Source organism: Actinomadura barringtoniae, assembly GCF_017573505.1.
GTDB classification, from domain to species: domain Bacteria; phylum Actinomycetota; class Actinomycetes; order Streptosporangiales; family Streptosporangiaceae; genus Spirillospora; species Spirillospora barringtoniae.
This window is the reverse complement of the sequence record NZ_JAGEOJ010000016.1, coordinates 268,667-285,866: the sequence shown is the minus strand read 5'-3', so window position 1 is coordinate 285,866 and position 17,200 is coordinate 268,667. Positions and strand designations below refer to the sequence as shown.

Annotated in this window: 20 protein-coding genes; 10 read left to right on the top strand and 10 right to left on the bottom strand. The window is 68.2% G+C overall.

The genetic code is table 11. The annotated features are described in order from the left end of the window. Nucleotides 1-14: 14 nt before the first annotated feature. Both J4573_RS36155 and J4573_RS36150 read left to right on the top strand, forming a co-directional pair. A complete protein-coding gene (locus J4573_RS36155; RefSeq protein WP_208260581.1) occupies nt 15-782 on the top strand; it encodes a rhomboid family intramembrane serine protease in 768 nt (255 codons plus the stop codon). A gap of 40 nt (nt 783-822) precedes the next feature. Next, complete coding sequence (locus J4573_RS36150; protein ID WP_208260580.1) at nt 823-1,110, top strand: Lrp/AsnC family transcriptional regulator; 288 nt, start codon at nt 823-825, stop codon at nt 1,108-1,110. Nucleotides 1,111-1,227: 117 nt separating this feature from the next. Here J4573_RS36150 and J4573_RS36145 read toward each other — a convergent pair whose 3' ends face one another. From J4573_RS36145 to J4573_RS36125, 5 genes are all read right to left on the bottom strand, one after another. Beyond that, the gene (locus J4573_RS36145) at nt 1,228-1,848 is read right to left on the bottom strand and encodes a 2'-5' RNA ligase family protein (RefSeq protein WP_208260579.1); all 621 of its coding nucleotides are present in this window, start codon (nt 1,846-1,848) and stop codon (nt 1,228-1,230) included. 49 nt (nt 1,849-1,897) lie between these two features. After that, nucleotides 1,898-2,758, bottom strand: coding sequence for a GntR family transcriptional regulator (locus J4573_RS36140; protein WP_208260578.1), 861 nt, complete (start codon nt 2,756-2,758; stop codon nt 1,898-1,900). 19 nt (nt 2,759-2,777) lie between these two features. Next, nucleotides 2,778-3,581 (bottom strand): phosphotransferase family protein, encoded by an 804-nt coding sequence (locus J4573_RS36135; RefSeq protein ID WP_208260577.1) that lies wholly within the window; start codon nt 3,579-3,581, stop codon nt 2,778-2,780. Between the two features lie 17 nt (nt 3,582-3,598). Continuing rightward, on the bottom strand, nt 3,599-4,081 hold the full coding sequence (locus J4573_RS36130) for a glycine-rich domain-containing protein (protein ID WP_208260576.1): 483 nt from the start codon (nt 4,079-4,081) through the stop codon (nt 3,599-3,601). Between the two features lie 63 nt (nt 4,082-4,144). Then, nucleotides 4,145-4,513: an ATP-binding protein gene (locus tag J4573_RS36125; protein WP_208260575.1), complete on the bottom strand. Its 369-nt coding sequence runs from the start codon at nt 4,511-4,513 to the stop codon at nt 4,145-4,147. 128 nt (nt 4,514-4,641) lie between these two features. Between J4573_RS36125 and J4573_RS36120 the strand changes: the two genes are divergently transcribed. Both J4573_RS36120 and J4573_RS36115 read left to right on the top strand, forming a co-directional pair. Next, a complete protein-coding gene (locus tag J4573_RS36120) occupies nt 4,642-5,976 on the top strand; it encodes a hypothetical protein (RefSeq protein ID WP_208260574.1) in 1,335 nt (444 codons plus the stop codon). Beyond that, nucleotides 5,973-6,596, top strand: coding sequence for a 2'-5' RNA ligase family protein (locus J4573_RS36115; protein WP_208260573.1), 624 nt, complete (start codon nt 5,973-5,975; stop codon nt 6,594-6,596). The genes J4573_RS36120 and J4573_RS36115 overlap by 4 nt, the downstream gene beginning before the upstream one ends. Nucleotides 6,597-6,709: 113 nt before the next feature. On the opposite strand, the gene trpD is transcribed toward J4573_RS36115, so the two are convergent. Both trpD and J4573_RS36105 read right to left on the bottom strand, forming a co-directional pair. Next, nucleotides 6,710-7,762, bottom strand: coding sequence for an anthranilate phosphoribosyltransferase (gene trpD, locus J4573_RS36110; RefSeq protein ID WP_208260572.1), 1,053 nt, complete (start codon nt 7,760-7,762; stop codon nt 6,710-6,712). Between the two features lie 65 nt (nt 7,763-7,827). Continuing rightward, nucleotides 7,828-8,259 carry a response regulator transcription factor gene (locus J4573_RS36105; protein WP_208260571.1) on the bottom strand — a complete coding sequence of 144 codons (432 nt, stop codon included), beginning with the start codon at nt 8,257-8,259 and terminating at the stop codon, nt 7,828-7,830. A gap of 213 nt (nt 8,260-8,472) precedes the next feature. Here J4573_RS36105 and ctaE point away from each other — a divergent pair, with 213 nt between their 5' ends. The 5 genes from ctaE (at nt 8,473) to J4573_RS36080 (ending at nt 14,180) form a co-directional block, all read left to right on the top strand. Further along, entirely contained in the window at nt 8,473-9,135 is a 663-nt protein-coding gene (gene ctaE / locus J4573_RS36100) for an aa3-type cytochrome oxidase subunit III (RefSeq protein ID WP_208260570.1), read from the top strand. Nucleotides 9,136-9,216: 81 nt separating this feature from the next. Next, nucleotides 9,217-10,131, top strand: coding sequence for a cytochrome bc1 complex diheme cytochrome c subunit (gene qcrC, locus J4573_RS36095; RefSeq protein ID WP_208260569.1), 915 nt, complete (start codon nt 9,217-9,219; stop codon nt 10,129-10,131). Further along, entirely contained in the window at nt 10,128-11,246 is a 1,119-nt protein-coding gene (gene qcrA / locus J4573_RS36090; RefSeq protein ID WP_208260568.1) for a cytochrome bc1 complex Rieske iron-sulfur subunit, read from the top strand. Before qcrC ends, qcrA begins: the two co-directional genes overlap by 4 nt. Further along, the gene (gene qcrB, locus J4573_RS36085) at nt 11,243-12,940 is read left to right on the top strand and encodes a cytochrome bc1 complex cytochrome b subunit (protein WP_208260567.1); all 1,698 of its coding nucleotides are present in this window, start codon (nt 11,243-11,245) and stop codon (nt 12,938-12,940) included. Before qcrA ends, qcrB begins: the two co-directional genes overlap by 4 nt. Nucleotides 12,941-13,058: 118 nt before the next feature. Further along, a complete protein-coding gene (locus tag J4573_RS36080) occupies nt 13,059-14,180 on the top strand; it encodes a glycosyltransferase family 4 protein (protein WP_208260566.1) in 1,122 nt (373 codons plus the stop codon). A 72-nt stretch (nt 14,181-14,252) separates the two neighbouring features. Here J4573_RS36080 and J4573_RS36075 read toward each other — a convergent pair whose 3' ends face one another. From J4573_RS36075 to J4573_RS36065, 3 genes are all read right to left on the bottom strand, one after another. Continuing rightward, nucleotides 14,253-15,194: a lytic polysaccharide monooxygenase auxiliary activity family 9 protein gene (locus J4573_RS36075; protein WP_208260565.1), complete on the bottom strand. Its 942-nt coding sequence runs from the start codon at nt 15,192-15,194 to the stop codon at nt 14,253-14,255. Nucleotides 15,195-15,307: 113 nt separating this feature from the next. Next, nucleotides 15,308-15,940: a hypothetical protein gene (locus J4573_RS36070; protein ID WP_208260564.1), complete on the bottom strand. Its 633-nt coding sequence runs from the start codon at nt 15,938-15,940 to the stop codon at nt 15,308-15,310. Then, a complete protein-coding gene (locus tag J4573_RS36065) occupies nt 15,937-16,704 on the bottom strand; it encodes a helix-turn-helix domain-containing protein (protein WP_208260563.1) in 768 nt (255 codons plus the stop codon). Before J4573_RS36065 ends, J4573_RS36070 begins: the two co-directional genes overlap by 4 nt. Before the next feature lie 88 nt (nt 16,705-16,792). Between J4573_RS36065 and J4573_RS36060 the strand changes: the two genes are divergently transcribed. Next, complete coding sequence (locus J4573_RS36060; protein WP_243774079.1) at nt 16,793-17,191, top strand: nuclear transport factor 2 family protein; 399 nt, start codon at nt 16,793-16,795, stop codon at nt 17,189-17,191. Nucleotides 17,192-17,200 lie beyond the last annotated feature (9 nt).

Below are 17,200 nucleotides of genomic sequence, written 5' to 3'. Positions count from 1 at the left end.
CGGAGAGGACTGACATGGCTCTGCCTCTCTACGACAGCCAGCCGACCCGGCGCGTCCCGTGGGTCACCTACCTCCTGGTGGCGGCCAACGTCCTGGTCTTCCTGATCACGCCGATGGCCAACTTCTCCACCTGGTACGGAGAGGGCAAGGTCCGCGAGTGCAAGGCGGTCGAGTTCACGCTGCAGCACGGGGCCATCCCCAAGGAGCTCACAACCGGTGAGCAGCAGCCGATTCCGAGCCAGGTAGCCCGCGAGTGCGGCCCCTCGGACTTCCACAAGGTCCCCTGGGTATCGGCCTTCGAGTCGATGTTCCTGCACTCAGGCGCCGTGCACCTCCTGGGCAACCTGGTAGCCCTCTTCGTGGTCGGCATGGGGGTAGAAGACCGCCTGGGCAGACTTCGCTACCTCCTCAGCTACCTCTTCTTCGGCCTGGTAGCCGTCTACGGCTTCGCCTACACATCGCCCGACTCCACAGTCCCCCTCATCGGCGCCTCAGGCGCGATCGCCGGGGTCATGGGCGTCTACCTGATCCTCAACCCCCGCGGCCGCTTCGTCAGCTACGTACCACCCCTCTTCGTCCTCCGCCTGCCCGCCTGGGTCGTCATGGGCCTCTTCTTCGTAGTCCAGTGGTACTCACTCCGAGTCGACGCCGTCTCCGAGGAGAAGAGCAGCGTCGCCTACGTGGCCCACATCTACGGCTTCATAGCCGGAGCCCTCTTCGCCATAGCCGCCCGCCGCGCCGGCCCCGCCCGCCGCCGGATCGCCGCCCTGTCCCGCGGCTAGATAGGCTCTGCACAAGCCCTTTGCCGCCTGAGGAGGACCCGTGCACACCGCGATCGTGCTGGTCAAGACCGACGTAGCCCGCATCCGCGAGGTAGCCGAGACGATCGCCGCCCTGGACGGCGTCAGCGAGGTCTACTCCATCACCGGCAAATACGACCTGATCGCCATGGTCCGCGTCCACCGCCACGAGGACTTCAACGACGTCATCCCAGGCCGCCTCAACAAGGTCCCGGGCATCCTCAGCACCGAGACCCACATCGCCTTCGAGACCTACTCCCGCCACGACCTGGACGCCGCCTTCTCCCTAGGCCTCCCCGACTCCGACTAACCCCGACGCCTGAGCACGCACCTAAAGGCATCGCCCTCGCTACGCTCGGACAGCCTTCCAAGCTGGGGGCAAGCCCCCAGACCCCCACCCCTTAAGTGGTTCGGCCCTTCCGCGAGCTCACTCGCGAGCGCGGCTCTGCTGGCCCAGATAGGCCCGCGCCCTGCGGTCCCAGCGGTAGAGGTGACCGTCCCGGACCTGTTCCACAAGATCCACAGCCGTGATCCGCAGCGGACGAGGCACGACCGGCACGTCCAAAGCCTGGATGACGGGAGCAGCCGGGCCGTCCCCGCTGCTGTAGGCGATCGAGACGTGCGGAGTCCAGGCGGGCTCGTCGGCGAGCTGGTGTGCCCGCACCGTCTCTGCGACGGCGGTCCGGATCGCCGTGCGGACCGGGTCCAGGCCTTTCGCCGGGCGAATGCCGAGCATCACGGCCTCGCTGTGGAACCACAGCTTCCCGATCTCCACCTCCACGGGTGCAAGGTCAACGAAACGCTGTCGCACTCCCTCGACCATCGAATCCACCTCAGCGTCCGGGATCTGGTCAGGGAACCCGACGATCTGGGTGGTCATGTGCAGCCATGGCTCGGGGATCAGATCGAGACCGTCGAAGTCGGCGAGCTTGTCTTGACACTGCCGCACGAGGTCGCGGACCTCGGGCAGGTCGTCAAGCAGGATGTGCCAGACCAGCAGCCGCCGACCAGGCCTGACGCCCGGTCTCCACCACCAGTGATCGGTCATGCGTTCAGGCAACGGACTCACATGATCTCCGGGGCGGTCACGGTCAGCTTCAGTTTGAGTCCTTGCCCCGTCCCGCGACCGGCGGCCCGTCCGCTCCAGTCTCTTCATGCGGCCACCTTGCCGACTCGTCTCGCATGAGCCGCGACACCTCTTCCATCCGGTCGGACGGAATGATGACCTGGGTGACCTCGATGGCGTTCTCATCCTTGGCCGAGTAGCCGATACGCACGATCTCCCAGACTGGGAGTGATGTGGGCACCTTGAGCAGCCCGGCCTCTGCCGGCTCAGGCATCCGGGCCCTGCGTCGTTCCATCCACTCGATCGGCCCATGCCCGGACTCTTCCAAGCGGTCGAGCCACGCGCCCGGGCCAGTGCCATACGGCTCCTTCACCCTGGGAGCGTCCGCGACACCACGTGGATGGATCCACGTCGCACTGATCTGAAAGGGCGGCTCGTCCGGCGGTCCGGTCACTCGAAGGCGCCGAAGGATCTTCGCGCCTACCTTCACGTTGAGCATGTGCGCCAGGCGCGCATCGGTCATCGGCACCTCGGAGACATCCGGTTCGGTGTGATGCACCCACAGTTCATTGCCCTGCGCCGCTGGGAAGCTGTATCCGGCCGCCACCTCTTCACCGTTGGCCACATGGCGGGTGTTGCGCCGCACGACATTGGTTCGCATGATCGCGCGGCGCTGACGATGCCGGACGATCGTGCCTCGGCGCGGTACCGCCCAGACCCGCTCCTCGGATTCCAACTTCTTGATCGCTGCGGCGACGACGTTGCGGGAGACGCCGTACTCCTTGGCCAGCTCTGTGTGGATCGGAAGGTTGTCTCCGGGCTCCCACTCGCCGCCATCGATGCGTTCGCGCAGGCTGTCGGCGATTTCCAGGTACCGACCCGCTGACGCCATGGACTCACTCTCCACGTCACTAACGGCGTCGCCGGTAGTCGGCCCATTGCCGGGCGACCTTCAAGTATCCAGGCTCCCGGGAGGTGGGGTTGACTGCATTGTGCCGTCGCCATCGTTCTGCGGACACGCGTGCGTACATGTCTATGGCGGCCGGGTCGGCGGTGGTCCAGGAGGTGAACTGGCCAGCCCAGTCTTCTGCCTCGGCCGGGCTGTGCCCGGCCCTGATCAGCCACGGGATGATCTGGCCCATTTCGATCCAGGGGGCCCCGCGTGAGGTGAAGCCCCAATCCACAACGTAGGTCCGGCCGTCCGGGGTGAGCAGGATGTTGGCGGGGTTGAGGTCTGTGTGGAGCAGGGCGTTGCCTGCGATCGCAGTCACGTCGTCGGCGAGGGTCTTCCAGCGTCGTTCGACGCGCATCTCCACCGCGTCAGGGCAGGCCATGTTCTGGAGTTGGTTCACCATCTTTGCCAGGACGGCAAGGTCTGGGGAGCCTGGGGCGTAGTCTGCGTGCCGGCCGTTCACGTGATCGAACCCGAGCGCGAGCCACCCCCCGACCTCGACCTTCCACAGAAGCCGAGGGGCGAGCTCGGACATGTACGGCGTGATGGTGGCTTCTCTACGCAGCGACCGAACCTCTGGGCCATCCTGGTCCGGCAGCTTCCTTGCAGCCTTCACAAAGGTCTTGCCCTGCGGGGAACTTACCGTGGACGCGATGTCCGCATGGATGCCCGCACTCGCAGGCTGGACCTTGTCGATGGGGCCGGTTCGGTCCTCGACAGCGTCCCGGACCTCGTCAGGAAGCTCGCTCCAGTCGCTGCGCATCTCCACCCGTCGGCTGGTCAGCCGCCGCCCGGGGAACTGCACTCGGGTGGACAGCAGCCTGCTCCTTCGTTGTCCCAGAATTCCATGTCGACGTGGTATCCAGTGGCATGGAGCGCCGGGACGGTCCGGGCCAGCGCCGCCCCGGACAAGATGTCCTGATCCAGGACCGGGACGTGATGGATGTAGCGGCCGGCGTGCTCCTCGCCAAAGGCGAGGTAGGGCTGCGAACGCTTGATGAACGCGTGCCAGCCTTCATCCACCGGCACCGAGGGCACGATCCGGGTCCACTCGCCCGGGTTGGTATCGAAGGCCCGCATGATGTTGGCCTGAGCCTTGAGGAAGACCAGTGCCTGGCCCATCAGCCGTTCCGCGTACTGCTGCGTGACGTGGCTGCCCTTGATGATGTCGGCCACCAGGAGGTCGAAGACCTCCACCGCGACCAACCCGCGGGGATCCTTGCCGCCGGCGGCCTCGGTTGATCGCTCCACTGTGATGGTCATGGGCTCCTCCTAGAGCCTCGGGACGCGGCCGGTTGCCGCGCTCTGAACCCTCAGAACGGGCGTTCACGGGCAGTGCGACTCACCCTGATCGCCGCCAGAAGGGTCGTGTTGCCACATCGCCCAGATGGTCTTGCCGCCACGTGCTTGTGGATCGATGCCGAACTTGTCGGCGAGATGGGCAGCGACCCATAGCCCTCGGCCGTCTTCGGCGTCGAGATCCAGCTCAATGGGCACATCAGGGATGACATTCGAGGAGTCCCAGACCTCCAAGCGGAGCCACGCGTCTTGAAGGTGGAGGCTGACCTCTATCTCCGCGCTGGACACCGCTTTCGCGCTGTTGGTGACCAGTTCGGAGACGACGCTGGTCACGGGCAGCCTGAGGTGCGTGAGGCCCCAGCTCTCAAGCGTGATCTCGGCCAGCTTGCGGGGCACGCGGATCATCCTCATGTCCGCTATCAGCCGGAGCCGCCAGCTCAGATCATCCGAGCTCGATTCTGCTGGGAGCCGCATTCCCGTCCTTCCCTGCCGCCGGTCGCTGTGGCTTTGACAAGAAGGATCTGATGGCTACCGAGCGCGAGGAAGGGGATACTTCAGGACACGAGATCCACATCGAGTGCCGAAAGATCGTGGTGCCAGTGCCAACCGAGCTGCCGGCCTGGGCGATCCGCCTCCGAAATGAACGCCGGTCTCGGCTGTGGAGCCAGAAGACGATGGCGACCATGCTGCGCAACGCAGCCGATGACGAGACGAGGCCGTCCCTCCCGTCCCTCGCCAGTATCCAGCGATACGTACGCGCTTACGAGGCCAGTGATCACTGCCCGGGCGAGCTGTACGCAACTCTCTACTGCCGTGCCTTCGGCATGAGCCATGAGGCGTTGTTCGGGGACGATCGAGCAGACCCGGTCGGCCTGCCTACCGAGCACGATGCCGAGAGTCTCGGAGCGTGGATCGCGACAACAAATGTCAGTAGCGAGGGTCTCTTGCATCTCGCCGACGCTGCAGGGGCCCTCGCGGAGAACCACAGCCGCCGGCCGCCCATTCAGGTCCTAGCCGACGTCACGCTCCTCCACGACCGGGTTCAGAAACTTCTTCGGTCGGGACGTCAGCGGCTGTGGCAGACGCATGAGCTGCTGCGGATCGATTCGGATCTCCTTTCCCATGCATGCCTGCTCCTGGGCGACCTTGAGAGGGACGGTTCAGCCAAGGCGTTCGGCCGGGTGGCGAGGCAACTCGCTCAGGAAGCGGGGGCGAACGAGGCAAGAGCGATGAGCGCGCAGGCCAAGACCGCTCGCTGGATGGGGTGTCTCACAGAATCAGCTGATCTTGCCGCCGAAGGATTCCGGCGCAGTCCACCGACCTCGATCAGGATCCTGCTCGCATATCAAGAAGCGAATGCCGCTGCGCTATCGGGCGACGCCGCGCGGGCCCGGCAGGCGATCGGGCGTGCCGAACATGCGGCTGCCTCGGCAGGCGAGGACGATTCAATCTCGGCCTGGTCATGCCCGGTGTCTCGTCAAGCCGTGTTCGCGATCTCGGTCGCCTTGCGGAACGGCGATCCTGACGTGGCTCTACGGGGAGTGGCCATGGCAGACATGAGCTGGTCTGATGCACCTTCGCCCCCGAGCACCAGGACTACGTGGGCCCAAATACGTATCGGCGCAGGTATTGCCTACGTCATGAAGGGAGCCTTGGACAGTGCCGCAGCCGAAATCGCACCCATGCTTACGCTGGCGCCCGAGTACCGGATCGCGACAGTCACTCGATACCTGGCACAGCTCGATCAGAGACTCAGCCAGCGTCGGTTCCTCCACAGCCGGGAAGCGCGGGACATCCAAGGTCGCCTCCACGAGTTCAAAGCCGCTGCTCTGCCGCTGCACGTCACGGAGGACAAGTGAGCCCGTTGCCCACCCACCTGGTTGATCGTTGGCGGCAGCGCAGCGACCAGCAGCCTGGGCAAGGGATGCTGTACTGGCATGCGCTTCTGCGTGATCAGCCAGAGGTCGTGGCCATGGTCCAGCGCGCTCAGGAACGCCTGGAGCCTTTCGCCGACGGGCTCCATTTCACTCCCCTGGAGTGGCTGCACGTCACCAGTCTTGTGGTGGGGCCGACCCAAGACCTTGACGAACCGGCACTTGAAGCACTGGTGGCTGAGGGACGTCGTCGACTTGCGGGGGTTCCGGCGCGACAGCTGGAAATTGGACGCGTGTTGTATCACCCCGAAGCAATCATGCTCGCGGTCGAGCCGGTCAAGGCCGTCGCTCCGGTTCGCGAGGCGGCCCGAGCCGCGACCTTCGCTGTCACCGGTCACGGGGGCCTACCCGAAAGCGACCCGTGGATGCCGCACATCACCGTGGCTTACAGCACGTCATCCCGCTCGGCAGCGGAGATCATCGAGGCTCTTGGCCGCGGTTTTCCGCGCGGTCGTGTGTTGCTCGACTCACTGTGTCTGGTAGATCAGGTAGGCCCGGAGCGCTCCTGGGATTGGCATGAGAGGGCAAGACTAAGCCTTGGTTGACGCGTGGGGTTGAACCACTTGAGGGGTGGGGGCCTGGTGGCTTGCCCCCAGCTTGGGGAGGCTGTCCGAGCGCTAGCGAGGGCGATGCCTTTTTGGTGGCGAGGGCGCTGCGGTCAGGTGGTTTTTAGGCGCTGGGAGGTTTGGATCCAGCGGGTTAGGAGGGCGGTGGCGGCGCCGGAGTCGATGGCTTCGGCGGCTCGGTCGGTAGCGGCGGCCAGGGACTCGGTGAGCTTGTCGGGGGTGGGGGCGCCGTCGGAGGCGACGATCAGGGCGGCGGAGTTGAGGAGGACCATGTCGCGGACTGCGCCCTGGCGGCCGGCGAAGGTTTCTCGGGCGACGTTGGCGTTGAAGGGGGCGTCGGCGCCTCGGAGGTCTTCGAGGCTGGCGGGAGGGATTCCCAGGTCGGCTGGGTTGAAGGTTGTTTCGGTGGAGGTGCCGTCTCGGACTACCCAGACCGTGGAGGGGCCGGTTGTTGTTAGCTCGTCCAGGCCGTCGTTGCCTCGGAAGACCAGGGAGGAGCAGCCTCGTTCGGCGAAGACGCCTGCGACGATGCCGGCCATGCGGGGGTGGAAGACGCCTACCGCTTGGGCCTTGGGGCGGGCGGGGTTGGTGAGGGGGCCCAGGAAGTTGAAGACGGTGGGGGTGGCCAGTTCCTTGCGGACCTTGCCGGCGTAGCGGAGGGCCGGGTGGTAGAGGGGCGCCATGCAGAAGGTGATGCCGATCTCCTCGGCCACCTGGGCTGTTTGGGCCGGAGTGGCGTCGATCGCGACGCCTAGTTCTTCGAGCAGGTCGGCGGCGCCGCAGGAGGAGGAGGCGGCGCGGTTGCCGTGCTTGACGACCTTGATGCCGGCGGCGGCGCTGACTACTGCGGCCATCGTGGAGATGTTGACCGTGTGGGCGCGGTCGCCGCCGGTGCCGACCAGGTCGGCGATGGGGCCGGGGACCGTGATCGGGGTGGCGTTCTCCATCATGCCCTGGGCCAGGCCGGTGACCTCGGCCACGGTCTCGCCCTTGGCACGCAGGGCCACGGCGAAGCCGGCGATCTGCACGTCGGAGGCCTCGCCGGACATGATCTGGTTCATCGCCCAGGCCGTCTCGGCGCTGGACAGCGACTCGCCGTCCAGGAGGGCGTTGAGCAGGGCCGGCCAGGTCGTACGCGCGTCCATCGTTCCCCCAGGGTGGGTCTCAGTGCGGGGGATGCGCTGGGGCGCGCAGCCCCAAGTCGGGTGGGCTACAGGGCGGGGAGGCGGTTGTCGGCACGCCAGCGCATGAGGTCGGCCACGCCGTTGGCGAGGGCCATCGGGTCCAGCGGCAGGCTCACCACGGCGTCGGCGCGGGACCAGGTGGCCAGCCAGCCGTCGTCGCGGCGCGCGATGATCGCCAGGAACGGCGGGCAGTCGTACACCTCGTCCTTGGCCTGCCGGCACACGCCGAGGCCGCCCGCGGGCTGGGCCTCGCCGTCCACGATCGCCACGTCGATGTCGCCCTTGTCGAGCCGCTCCACCACGGCGGGCTGGGTCGCGACCTCGACGTACTCGACCTTGGGCAGGTCGGCGGCAGGCCGGCGGCCGATGGCGAGGCGGATCTGCTCACGCGTGTTCGCGTCGTCGCTGTAGACGAGAACCTTCATCGCGCTCTCCGCGCTGGAAGCGGTGGAACTCATGCGGAGAAGGCTACCGGTTCGGTCCCCGGCGCACGAGATGGACGTCGGTGGTGATCGGTCGGGCCGAGTTTCGGGGGGTTCGGAACGAGTCGAAACCCCTTGTGGGACGGGCTTTCGGGGGCCTGAGAGGGGTGGTGCCGGAGGGGGAGGGCAACACGCTCGGGAACTCCAGAAGGGGGGTCATGCGTCGGTCTTGGACCGAGTGACGTAATAATGGCGCCCGTGGCAACAGCATCCGCGATAGAGACAACACCCCACGCAAGGGCGAACCGTCCCAATCTGGTCAGCGTGGGGACGATCGTTTGGTTGTCGTCTGAGCTCATGTTCTTCGCGGCGTTGTTCGCGATGTACTTCACGATCCGCTCGGTCACCATCGGCCAGCAGGGTCACGACTCGTGGCCGGGCGCCAACCTGAACCTCCCCCTCTCCGCCGTCAACACCACTGTGCTGGTCCTTTCTTCCGTGACCTGCCAGATGGGCGTGTTCAAGGCGGAGGCGGGCAAGGTCGGGCGCGACGGCGGGCTGCTCAACTTCCGCCGCTGGGGCCTGCGCGAGTGGTACGTGCTGTCCTTCCTCATGGGCGCCTACTTCGTCGCCGGTCAGGGCTACGAGTACTTCACGCTGGTCAAGGACGACGGCCTCACGCTGTCCTCCTCGGCGTACGGCTCGGTCTTCTACCTGACCACCGGCTTCCACGGCCTCCACGTCACGGGCGGCCTGATCGCGTTCCTGTTCGTTCTCGGGCGAACGTACGCCGCCAAGCGCTGGACGCATGAGCAGGCGACGAGCGCGATCGTCGTGTCGTACTACTGGCACTTCGTCGACGTGGTCTGGATCGGCCTGTTCGCGACGATCTACCTGCTCGACCTGAAGTAGCCGCATGAACGCCGCTCGACCTGAAGTGACCGCATGACGAGCTCGACCTCAACCGACGACAAGACCCGAACGGGGACATCCGTGAAAAGGATCACCGCATGGCGACGGCGCCCCTGGGCGGGCTACGCCGTCGTGCTGGCGGCCCTTGCGGCGATCGGCGTCATCTACGCCGGCTTCTCGCCGCAGACTGACCGCGCAGAGGCGGCGAACGGCGCGCAGGCGGCCGCCGACCTGAAGAACGGCCAGCAGCTGTTCAACAAGAACTGCGCGAGCTGCCACGGCCTGAACGCCGAGGGCTCCAAGGACGCCAAGGGCAACCCGATCGCGCCGAGCCTGCTCGGCGTCGGCCCCGCGGCGGTCGACTTCCAGGTCAGCACGGGCCGCATGCCCGCGATGAACCCCGGCGCGCAGATGCCGCGCAAGAAGCCGATCCCCGACTTCAACACCGAGATCAAGACCGACTACTCCGAGCCGGAGAAGCGGGAGGCGGCGGAGAAGCAGAAGGCCCAGGCCGAGAAGAACCTGGCCGACCTTCGCGAGTACATCGCCTCGCTCGGTGGCGGCCCGGCCGTCCCCACCAAGGAGCAGATCGGCGACCCCAAGACGGGCGACGCGGCGCTCGGCGGGAAGCTGTTCCGCACCAACTGCGCGCAGTGCCACAACTTCACCGGTCAGGGCGGTGCGCTCACCGGTGGCAAGTACGCCCCGCCGCTCAGCCACAGCGACGTCACCCCGACGCAGATCTACGAGGCCATGCTCACGGGCCCGCAGGCGATGCCGGTGTTCAACGACACCACGCTCACCCCGCAGGACAAGCAGGCGATCATCGCCTACCTCGTCCAGACCCGCGAGCAGCCGAACCCGGGCGGCAACGGCCTGGGCCGGATCGGCCCGGTCTCCGAGGGGCTGGCCGGCTGGCTGATCGGGATCGGCCTGCTGGTCCTCGCGGCCATGTGGATCACCGCTAAGAAGCCGAAGAAGCTGAAGAAGTCATGAGCGACGACAACAAGGACACGAGCGGCGCAGAGCAGCCGCACGAGGGCGAGGGAACGCCGAAGCGCGTGATCGGCACCCCGTCGCCGGCCACGGGCAAGGCGCTGGTGAGCGCCGACGAGGCGCCCGCACCCGCCGCGGACACCGCGGACGAGCTCGACGAGAAGTCGGCCAAGAAGGCCGAGCGGATCGTCGCCACGCTCTTCCTGGTCGCGTTCGCCGCGAGCGTGGTGTTCATCGCGTACTACATCGGCTGGAGCGGCCGCGACGGCGGCATGCACGGCGTCAGCAGGACCAGGGAGTCCAACCTCTGGTTCGGCGGCATGATGACGCTGGCCTTCATGGCCATGGCCATCGGCGTCACCATCTGGGTGCGGCGCCTGATGACCAGCAAGCCGATCATCCAGGAGCGCCACGACCTGCAGACCGACGAGGCGACCCGGGAGGCCTTCAACCAGGACTTCCTCGAGGGCGCCGCCGACAGCGGGATCACCAAGCGCCCGCTGCTGCGCCGGACGCTGCTGCTGGCCGCCGCCCCGCTCGGGCTCGCGCCGATCTTCCTGCTCGGCGACCTGGGCCCGCTGCCGAAGAAGCGGCTGCGCCACACCTACTGGGGCGAGGCCGTCAAGAAGGCCAAGGCCGAGGGCAAGAAGGGCGTCCGGCTGGTCGTCGACGGCACCAACAGGCCGCTGCGGGTGAGCGACTTCGCCACCCCGGGCGGCATGATCACGGTGCTGCCGGAGGGCGTCGAGGAGACCGAGGAGGCGCTCAACCAGATCGCCAAGTCGGTCACCATCCTCATCAACGTCCCGGCCGACGAGTTCAAGCCCAAGAAGGGCCGTGAGAACTGGCACATCAACGGGGTCGTCGCGTACTCCAAGATCTGCACGCACGTCGGCTGCCCGGCGGCCCTGTACGAGCAGACCACGCACCACATCCTGTGCCCGTGCCACCAGTCCACCTTCGACGCGACCGACGCGGCCAGGGTGGTCTTCGGCCCGGCGGCACGTCCGCTGCCCCAGCTGCCGCTGAGCGTGGAGGACGGCTACATCATCGCGACCGACGACTACGACGAGCCGATCGGCCCGAGCTTCTGGGAGCGAGGTAAGACGTCATGAGCGAAGCTGCAGCTCCGAAGGCGGAGGCTCCCAAGGCCGTCGAGGGTCCGCTGAACTTCCTGGACGAGCGGCTCGGGTCCACCGGCTTCTTCCAGCGCAACGTCAAGAAGGTCTTCCCGGACCACTGGTCGTTCATGCTGGGCGAGATCGCGCTCTACTCGTTCATCATCCTGCTGCTGACCGGCACGTTCCTCACGCTCTGGTTCCACCCGAGCATGCAGGAGACCGTCTACGACGGCTCGTACCGGCAGCTGAACGGCGTGAAGATGTCCGAGGCCTACGCCTCGGCGCTGCACATCAGCTTCGACGTCCGCGGTGGCCTGCTCATGCGGCAGATCCACCACTGGGCGGCGATCCTGTTCATGTGCTCGATCATGGCGCACATGCTGCGGGTGTTCTTCACCGGCGCCTACCGCAAGCCGCGTGAGATCAACTGGATCATCGGCATCGTGATGTTCACGCTGGGCATGCTCGAGGGCCTGTTCGGCTACTCGCTGCCGGACGACCTGCTGTCGGGTACGGGCCTGCGCATCACCCAGGGCGTGCTGGAGTCGATCCCGGTGGTCGGCACCTACGGCTACATGTTCCTGTTCGGGGGCGAGTTCCCCGAGGGCATGGACGGGGACCTGATCCCGCGCCTGTTCACGCTGCACATCCTGCTGATCCCCGGCATCTTCCTGGGCCTGATCACCGCGCACATGATGATCATGTGGCATCAGAAGCACACCGCGATGCCGGTCAAGAACCAGACCAACGAGCAGGTCTACGGCTACCCGTTCTACCCGGTCTTCATGGCCAAGACGGGCGCCTACTTCCTGTTCACCTTCGGCGCGGTGGCGCTGCTCGGCACCTTCGCCCAGATCAACCCGATCTGGCAGTTCGGCCCGTACGACCCGGGCGCCATCTCGTCGGGCTCGCAGCCCGACTGGTACATGGGCGTCCTGGAGGGCGCGCTGCGCCTGATGCCGGGGCAGGGCACCGAGTTCAACTTCTGGGGTCACACGCTCAGCCTGAACGTGCTGATCCCGGCGACCGTGCCGCTCGGCATCATCTTCACCGGCGCGGGCGTCTGGCCGTTCCTGGAACGCTGGGTGACCGGCGACCACCGCCGCCACGACGTGAACGACCGGCCGCGCAACGCCCCGGTCCGCACCGGCGTCGGCATGGCGGCGGTCACGTTCTACGGGCTGCTGTGGCTGGCCGGCGCGAACGACGTCCTCGCCGACAAGTTCCACGTGTCGCTGTTCGCCACGACCTGGTTCTTCCGGGCGGCCATCTTCATCGGGCCGATCGCGGCGTACATCATCACCAAGCGGATCTGCCTGGGCCTCCAGCGCAAGGACGCCGACATCGTGGGGCACGGCGTGGAGAGCGGCATCATCGTCGCCACCCCGGACGGCAGGTTCTACGAGCGGCACGAGCCCGCCCGTGAAGAGGAGAAGATCAAGATCCTCTCCAAGGAGAACGCCCGTCCGGAGGCGCCCGAGACCGACGCCAACGGCATCCCGGCGCCCGGCACCAAGGGCCCGATCGGCCACCTGCGCTCGCGCCTCGGCCGCGCCTGGACCATCGACGACATCCCGGTCGAGGAGCACGAGGACGGCCACGGGCACGGCAACGGCCACGAAGGTCACGAGCTGGAGGCGGGTTCCGGCAACGGCTCCAGCTCCAGCTCGAAGGAGCTCAGCCACTAGTCCGTTCAGCGGCTGGTCCGTTCCGCCCCGTTTCGCGGATCATCGCCACAGCCGAGGCCCGCCGACCGCACAGCCGGTCGGCGGGCCTCGGCTGTGGCGTTCGTATGCTGAGGGACTGATGACCAAGACGCTCGTGGTGACCAATGACTTCCCGCCGCGCCCGGGAGGCATCCAGACCTTCGTGCAGGGGCTGGTGCAGCGGCGCCCGCCGGGCTCGGTGGTGGTGTACGCCCCGGCGTGGAAGGGCGCGGCGGAGTTCGACGCGCAGCAGCCCTATCCGGTCGTACGGCATCCCACCTCGCTCATGCTGCCGGTGCCGTCGGTACTGCGCCGGGCGGGGGAGATCCTGCGGTCCGAGGGGTGCGACTCGGTGCTCTTCGGGGCCTCGGCGCCGTTGGGGCTACTGGCGGGCGGGCTGCGGCGGCAGGGGGCCGAACGGCTCGTGGGCATCACGCACGGCCACGAGGCGGGCTGGGCTTCCCTGCCGGGAGCCAGGAGCCTGCTGCGCCGCATCGGCGACGGGGTGGACGTCCTGACCTACCTGGGGGAGTACACGCGTTCCCGCATGGCGCGGGCCCTGTCGCCCGCCGCGGCCGCCCGGATGGCCAGGCTGGCGCCGGGCGTGGACGAGAAGGTCTACTTCCGCGGCGCGGGCGGGGACGAGGTGCGGGAACGGCACGGGCTGACCGGCCGTCCCGTGGTGGTGTGCGTGTCGCGGCTCGTTCCGCGTAAGGGGCAGGACGCGCTGATCCACGCGTGGCCGCGCGTTCGGCAGGCCGTCCCGGACGTGGCGCTGCTGCTGGTCGGCGGCGGGCCGTACCGCGAGGAGCTGGAGAAGACCGCGGCGTCGCTGGGCGTGGAGGCGGTCTTCACCGGGAGCGTGCCCTGGGAGGAGCTCCCGGCGCACTACGACGCGGGCGACGTGTTCGCGATGCCGTGCCGGACGCGGCGGCGCGGGCTGGACGTGGAGGGCCTCGGGATCGTCTACCTGGAGGCGTCGGCGACCGGCCTGCCCGTGGTGGCCGGAGACTCCGGCGGGGCGCCTGACGCCGTTCTGGACGGCGAGACGGGCGTGGTGGTCCCGGGCCGTTCCGTCCAGGCGATCGCCGACCAGCTCATCGCGCTGCTCACCGACCCCGAGCGGGCCCGCACGATGGGCGAGCAGGGCCGCGCGTGGATCGAGCGGGAGTGGCGCTGGGAGATCCAGTCCGCGCGCCTGGACGCCCTTCTGAACGCCTGACGTGCCGTTGTGTGGCGCGCCTGATGTGGGCCGCCCGCCGCGCGCCGGAGGGCGGCCCACAGTCCTTGGGGGCTAGGCCTCGTGGCGGCCCTGGGCGGCGCGCCTGCGGCGGCCGGTCAGGAGCAGGCCGCCGATGCCGCCGAGCGTGAGCCCGACCGTTCCCGCGATCAGGGCGGTGCCGGTCGCGGTCCCGGTCTGGTCGGGGGAGCTGCCGGCCGCGGGGCGGCTGTTGAGGTTGACCGCGCCGTGGTCGTGATCATGGGCGGCCGTGGACGCGGTCGGCGGGCAGTCGTGGGCGGGCTTGGCCGGGCCGGGCTTGGGGCTGGTCGGTTTGGTGGCCGATCCACCGCCGCTGCCACTGCCGCCGCTCGTGCCTCCGGTCTTGCCGAACACCACGTCCGAGCAGGAGTAGAACGCCTCGGGGCTGTCGGAACGCTGCCAGATGGCGTAGATCAGGTGGCGGCCGGATTTGCTCGGGAGCTTGCCGGACAGCGTGTAGGCGCCGTCCTGGACGGGCGGGTCGGCCTTGGTGAGGAACGGCTTGCTCTCCAGGTCCGACCACTTCAGCGGCTTGGCCGGGTCGTAGCCGTCCTTGGTGACGAACAGCTGGAAGCCGCCCTTGTGCTGGGCCGTCGCCTTGAACCGGAACGTGTAGTCCGCGCCCGGCTTCAGGCTGGTGGCGGGCCAGTCCGCGCGGGCCAGGTCCAGGCCCTTGAACTCGGCGTTGCCCGCGCTGCACAGCTTGCCGTCGGGGATCCGCTGCCGGTGCTGCCCGGCCACGTCGCCGATCCGGATCCCGTTCCAGTCGTAGAAGGCCTGCGTGCCGCCGGCGGCGACCGCGGCCTTGCAGGCGGCCGACGACGGCGACTCGGGCCCCTCCTGGTAGCAGGTGAGGGCGCGGCTGAGCGGGTTCTGCATCGTGCCGTGGGACATGGCGGGGGTGGCGGCCAGGCCGATCACGGCGATCGGCGCGGAGACGATCGTCAGGGCCGCCGCGGCACGTCGTGCTTGCATCAAGAAGTCCTCCTGGTTGCGGGGGGACTTGGCACGTTAGGGCCCGCGATCATGCCCGTGATCGTTCTTATGTTTCTGTTAAGGCCCCATACAGTAAGCGCTAAGGCCGCAGGTCAGCGCTTTGCAGGGTTGCCGGAACGGCCTGCGGGGCGCTTGGTGGAGCTGGGCCCCGGGCGGCCGAAGTAGGCGGCCAGCCAGATCATCAGGAGCAGGACGCCGCCGCCGATCCCGGTGGCGATGGCCTCGGCCGTGACGGGCAGATCGTTGCGCCGGCCCAGGACGGGCGCGAAGCGGTTGTGGGCGTCGGCGACGATGCCGATCGTGTCGCCGGTGTCGTAGCCCTTGCAACTGCTGCCCAGGTCGCGGGGGAACGGGGTGCCGTCCCTGTGCTCGAGGGAGCAGTGGTAGCCCTTCTTGCGGCCCGTGCCCGCGGTCCAGGTGTGGCCCACGACGGCGTCGGTGTCGGTGCCCCACTCGACGGCCGCGACGTCCCTGGCGCTGATCACGCCGACGCCGTAGTAGAAGATCGTGGCGAGCAGCCCGACCGTGATCACCGCGCCCGTGCCACGGAACGAGCGGTCTCCGGCGACGGCGAGCCAGCACAGCGCGAACACCGTCGCGATGATGCCGACGACGGCCAGGATCGCGCCCAGGGCGTCGCCGCCGGCGATGAACGCCCAGGCGGCGAGCAGCATCAAGCCGATCGCCAGGCCCGTCGCGGCCAGACCTCGCCAGAGCACCCTCACTGGGCCACCGTCCGGTTCTCGAAGTGGGCGGCGCTCTCGGCGTCCGCCGGGTAGTAGGACTCGATCGCGACCTCGTCCAGCGTGATGTCCTGCGGAGTGCCGAACGTGGTGATGGTCGAGAACAGCCGCAGCTCCCGGCCGTCCAGCCGGATGATCATCGGGATCAGCACGTCCGACTCGATGGAGACGCCCTCCTCGGCCGGTGCCAGGAGCTCGTCGTAGAGGGCCGCCAGCTCCGGATCGGGGGAGGCGGCGAGCTGCCGCCTGACGCGGGCCCCGAAGACCTTGCGCACGTCGGCCAGGTTGACGACCAGGGGAGCGAACCCTCTCGGGTCCAGGCCCAGCCGCAGGAGGTTGACCGGCGGCTTGAGCAGCTCGGGGGAGACGCGTTCCAGGAACGGGTCGACGGCGCGGTTGGTCATCACGATGTTCCACTGGCGGTCGAAGACCAGGGCCGGATAGGGCTCGTGCGCGCGCAGGACCCGTTCGAGGGCCCGCTTGGCGGCCGACAGGGCGTCGTCGCCGAGCGGGCGTTCGGCGTAGCGGGGCGCGAAACCGGCGGCGAGCAGGAGACGGTTGCGGTCGCGCAGCGGAACGTCGAGCTGGTCGGCGAGCCGGAGGACCATGGCGGCGGACGGGTTGGACTTGCCGGTCTCGACGAGGCTGACGTGGCGGGCCGAGACGTCGGCGGCGATCGCGAGGTCGAGCTGGCTGACGCGCCTGAGCTGGCGCCACTCCCGCAGGAGCTCCCCGACCGTCGTCACGATCGTTGATCGTACTCATGGTGGTGCGGAACGCCATGAAATGGGACTTCATCGACAAGCATCGCGTGCCGAGGTGAGACTCGCCGCCATGACCACGGACAACATGATCACTGACAACACGAGCATCGTTCAGCGGGCGATGGCAGGGCTGATCGCGACCGGTGACGTCGAGGCGCTCGCGCCGGTGCTGAGCGACGGCTTCGTTCACCACAAGCCGGACGCGACCTCCTCGAGCAAGACCGAGTGGCTGGACGAGGTCCGCGCCGCGCTGCCGCACATCGCCGGGATGGAGGTCGAGGTCCAGCACCTGCTGGCGGGCGGCGACCACGTCGTCATGTACTCGCGGCGCCGGCTGCCCGGCACCGACGCGGCCATCGCGGTCGTCGACATCTGGCGGTTCGAGGACGGGCTGATCGCCGAGGCCTGGGAGATCGTCGAGCCGCTCGCCGACGTCGCCGCCAACCTGGCGTGGTGGGAACGCGGCTAGGGCAGGTGG

Excerpts from the sequence above, each read along its gene's own strand:
- J4573_RS36155 (WP_208260581.1), top strand. The coding sequence starts at position 15 with ATGGCTCTGCCTCTCTACGACAGCCAGCCGACCCGGCGCGTCCCGTGG.
- J4573_RS36145 (WP_208260579.1), bottom strand. The coding sequence starts at position 1,848 with ATGACCGATCACTGGTGGTGGAGACCGGGCGTCAGGCCTGGTCGGCGG.
- J4573_RS36140 (WP_208260578.1), bottom strand. The coding sequence starts at position 2,758 with ATGGCGTCAGCGGGTCGGTACCTGGAAATCGCCGACAGCCTGCGCGAA.
- J4573_RS36135 (WP_208260577.1), bottom strand. The coding sequence starts at position 3,581 with ATGCGCAGCGACTGGAGCGAGCTTCCTGACGAGGTCCGGGACGCTGTC.
- J4573_RS36130 (WP_208260576.1), bottom strand. The coding sequence starts at position 4,081 with ATGACCATCACAGTGGAGCGATCAACCGAGGCCGCCGGCGGCAAGGAT.
- J4573_RS36120 (WP_208260574.1), top strand. The coding sequence starts at position 4,642 with ATGGCTACCGAGCGCGAGGAAGGGGATACTTCAGGACACGAGATCCAC.
- trpD (WP_208260572.1), bottom strand. The coding sequence starts at position 7,762 with ATGGACGCGCGTACGACCTGGCCGGCCCTGCTCAACGCCCTCCTGGAC.
- J4573_RS36105 (WP_208260571.1), bottom strand. The coding sequence starts at position 8,259 with ATGAGTTCCACCGCTTCCAGCGCGGAGAGCGCGATGAAGGTTCTCGTC.
- ctaE (WP_208260570.1), top strand. The coding sequence starts at position 8,473 with ATGGCGCCCGTGGCAACAGCATCCGCGATAGAGACAACACCCCACGCA.
- qcrA (WP_208260568.1), top strand. The coding sequence starts at position 10,128 with ATGAGCGACGACAACAAGGACACGAGCGGCGCAGAGCAGCCGCACGAG.
- qcrB (WP_208260567.1), top strand. The coding sequence starts at position 11,243 with ATGAGCGAAGCTGCAGCTCCGAAGGCGGAGGCTCCCAAGGCCGTCGAG.
- J4573_RS36080 (WP_208260566.1), top strand. The coding sequence starts at position 13,059 with ATGACCAAGACGCTCGTGGTGACCAATGACTTCCCGCCGCGCCCGGGA.
- J4573_RS36075 (WP_208260565.1), bottom strand. The coding sequence starts at position 15,194 with ATGCAAGCACGACGTGCCGCGGCGGCCCTGACGATCGTCTCCGCGCCG.
- J4573_RS36060 (WP_243774079.1), top strand. The coding sequence starts at position 16,793 with ATGACCACGGACAACATGATCACTGACAACACGAGCATCGTTCAGCGG.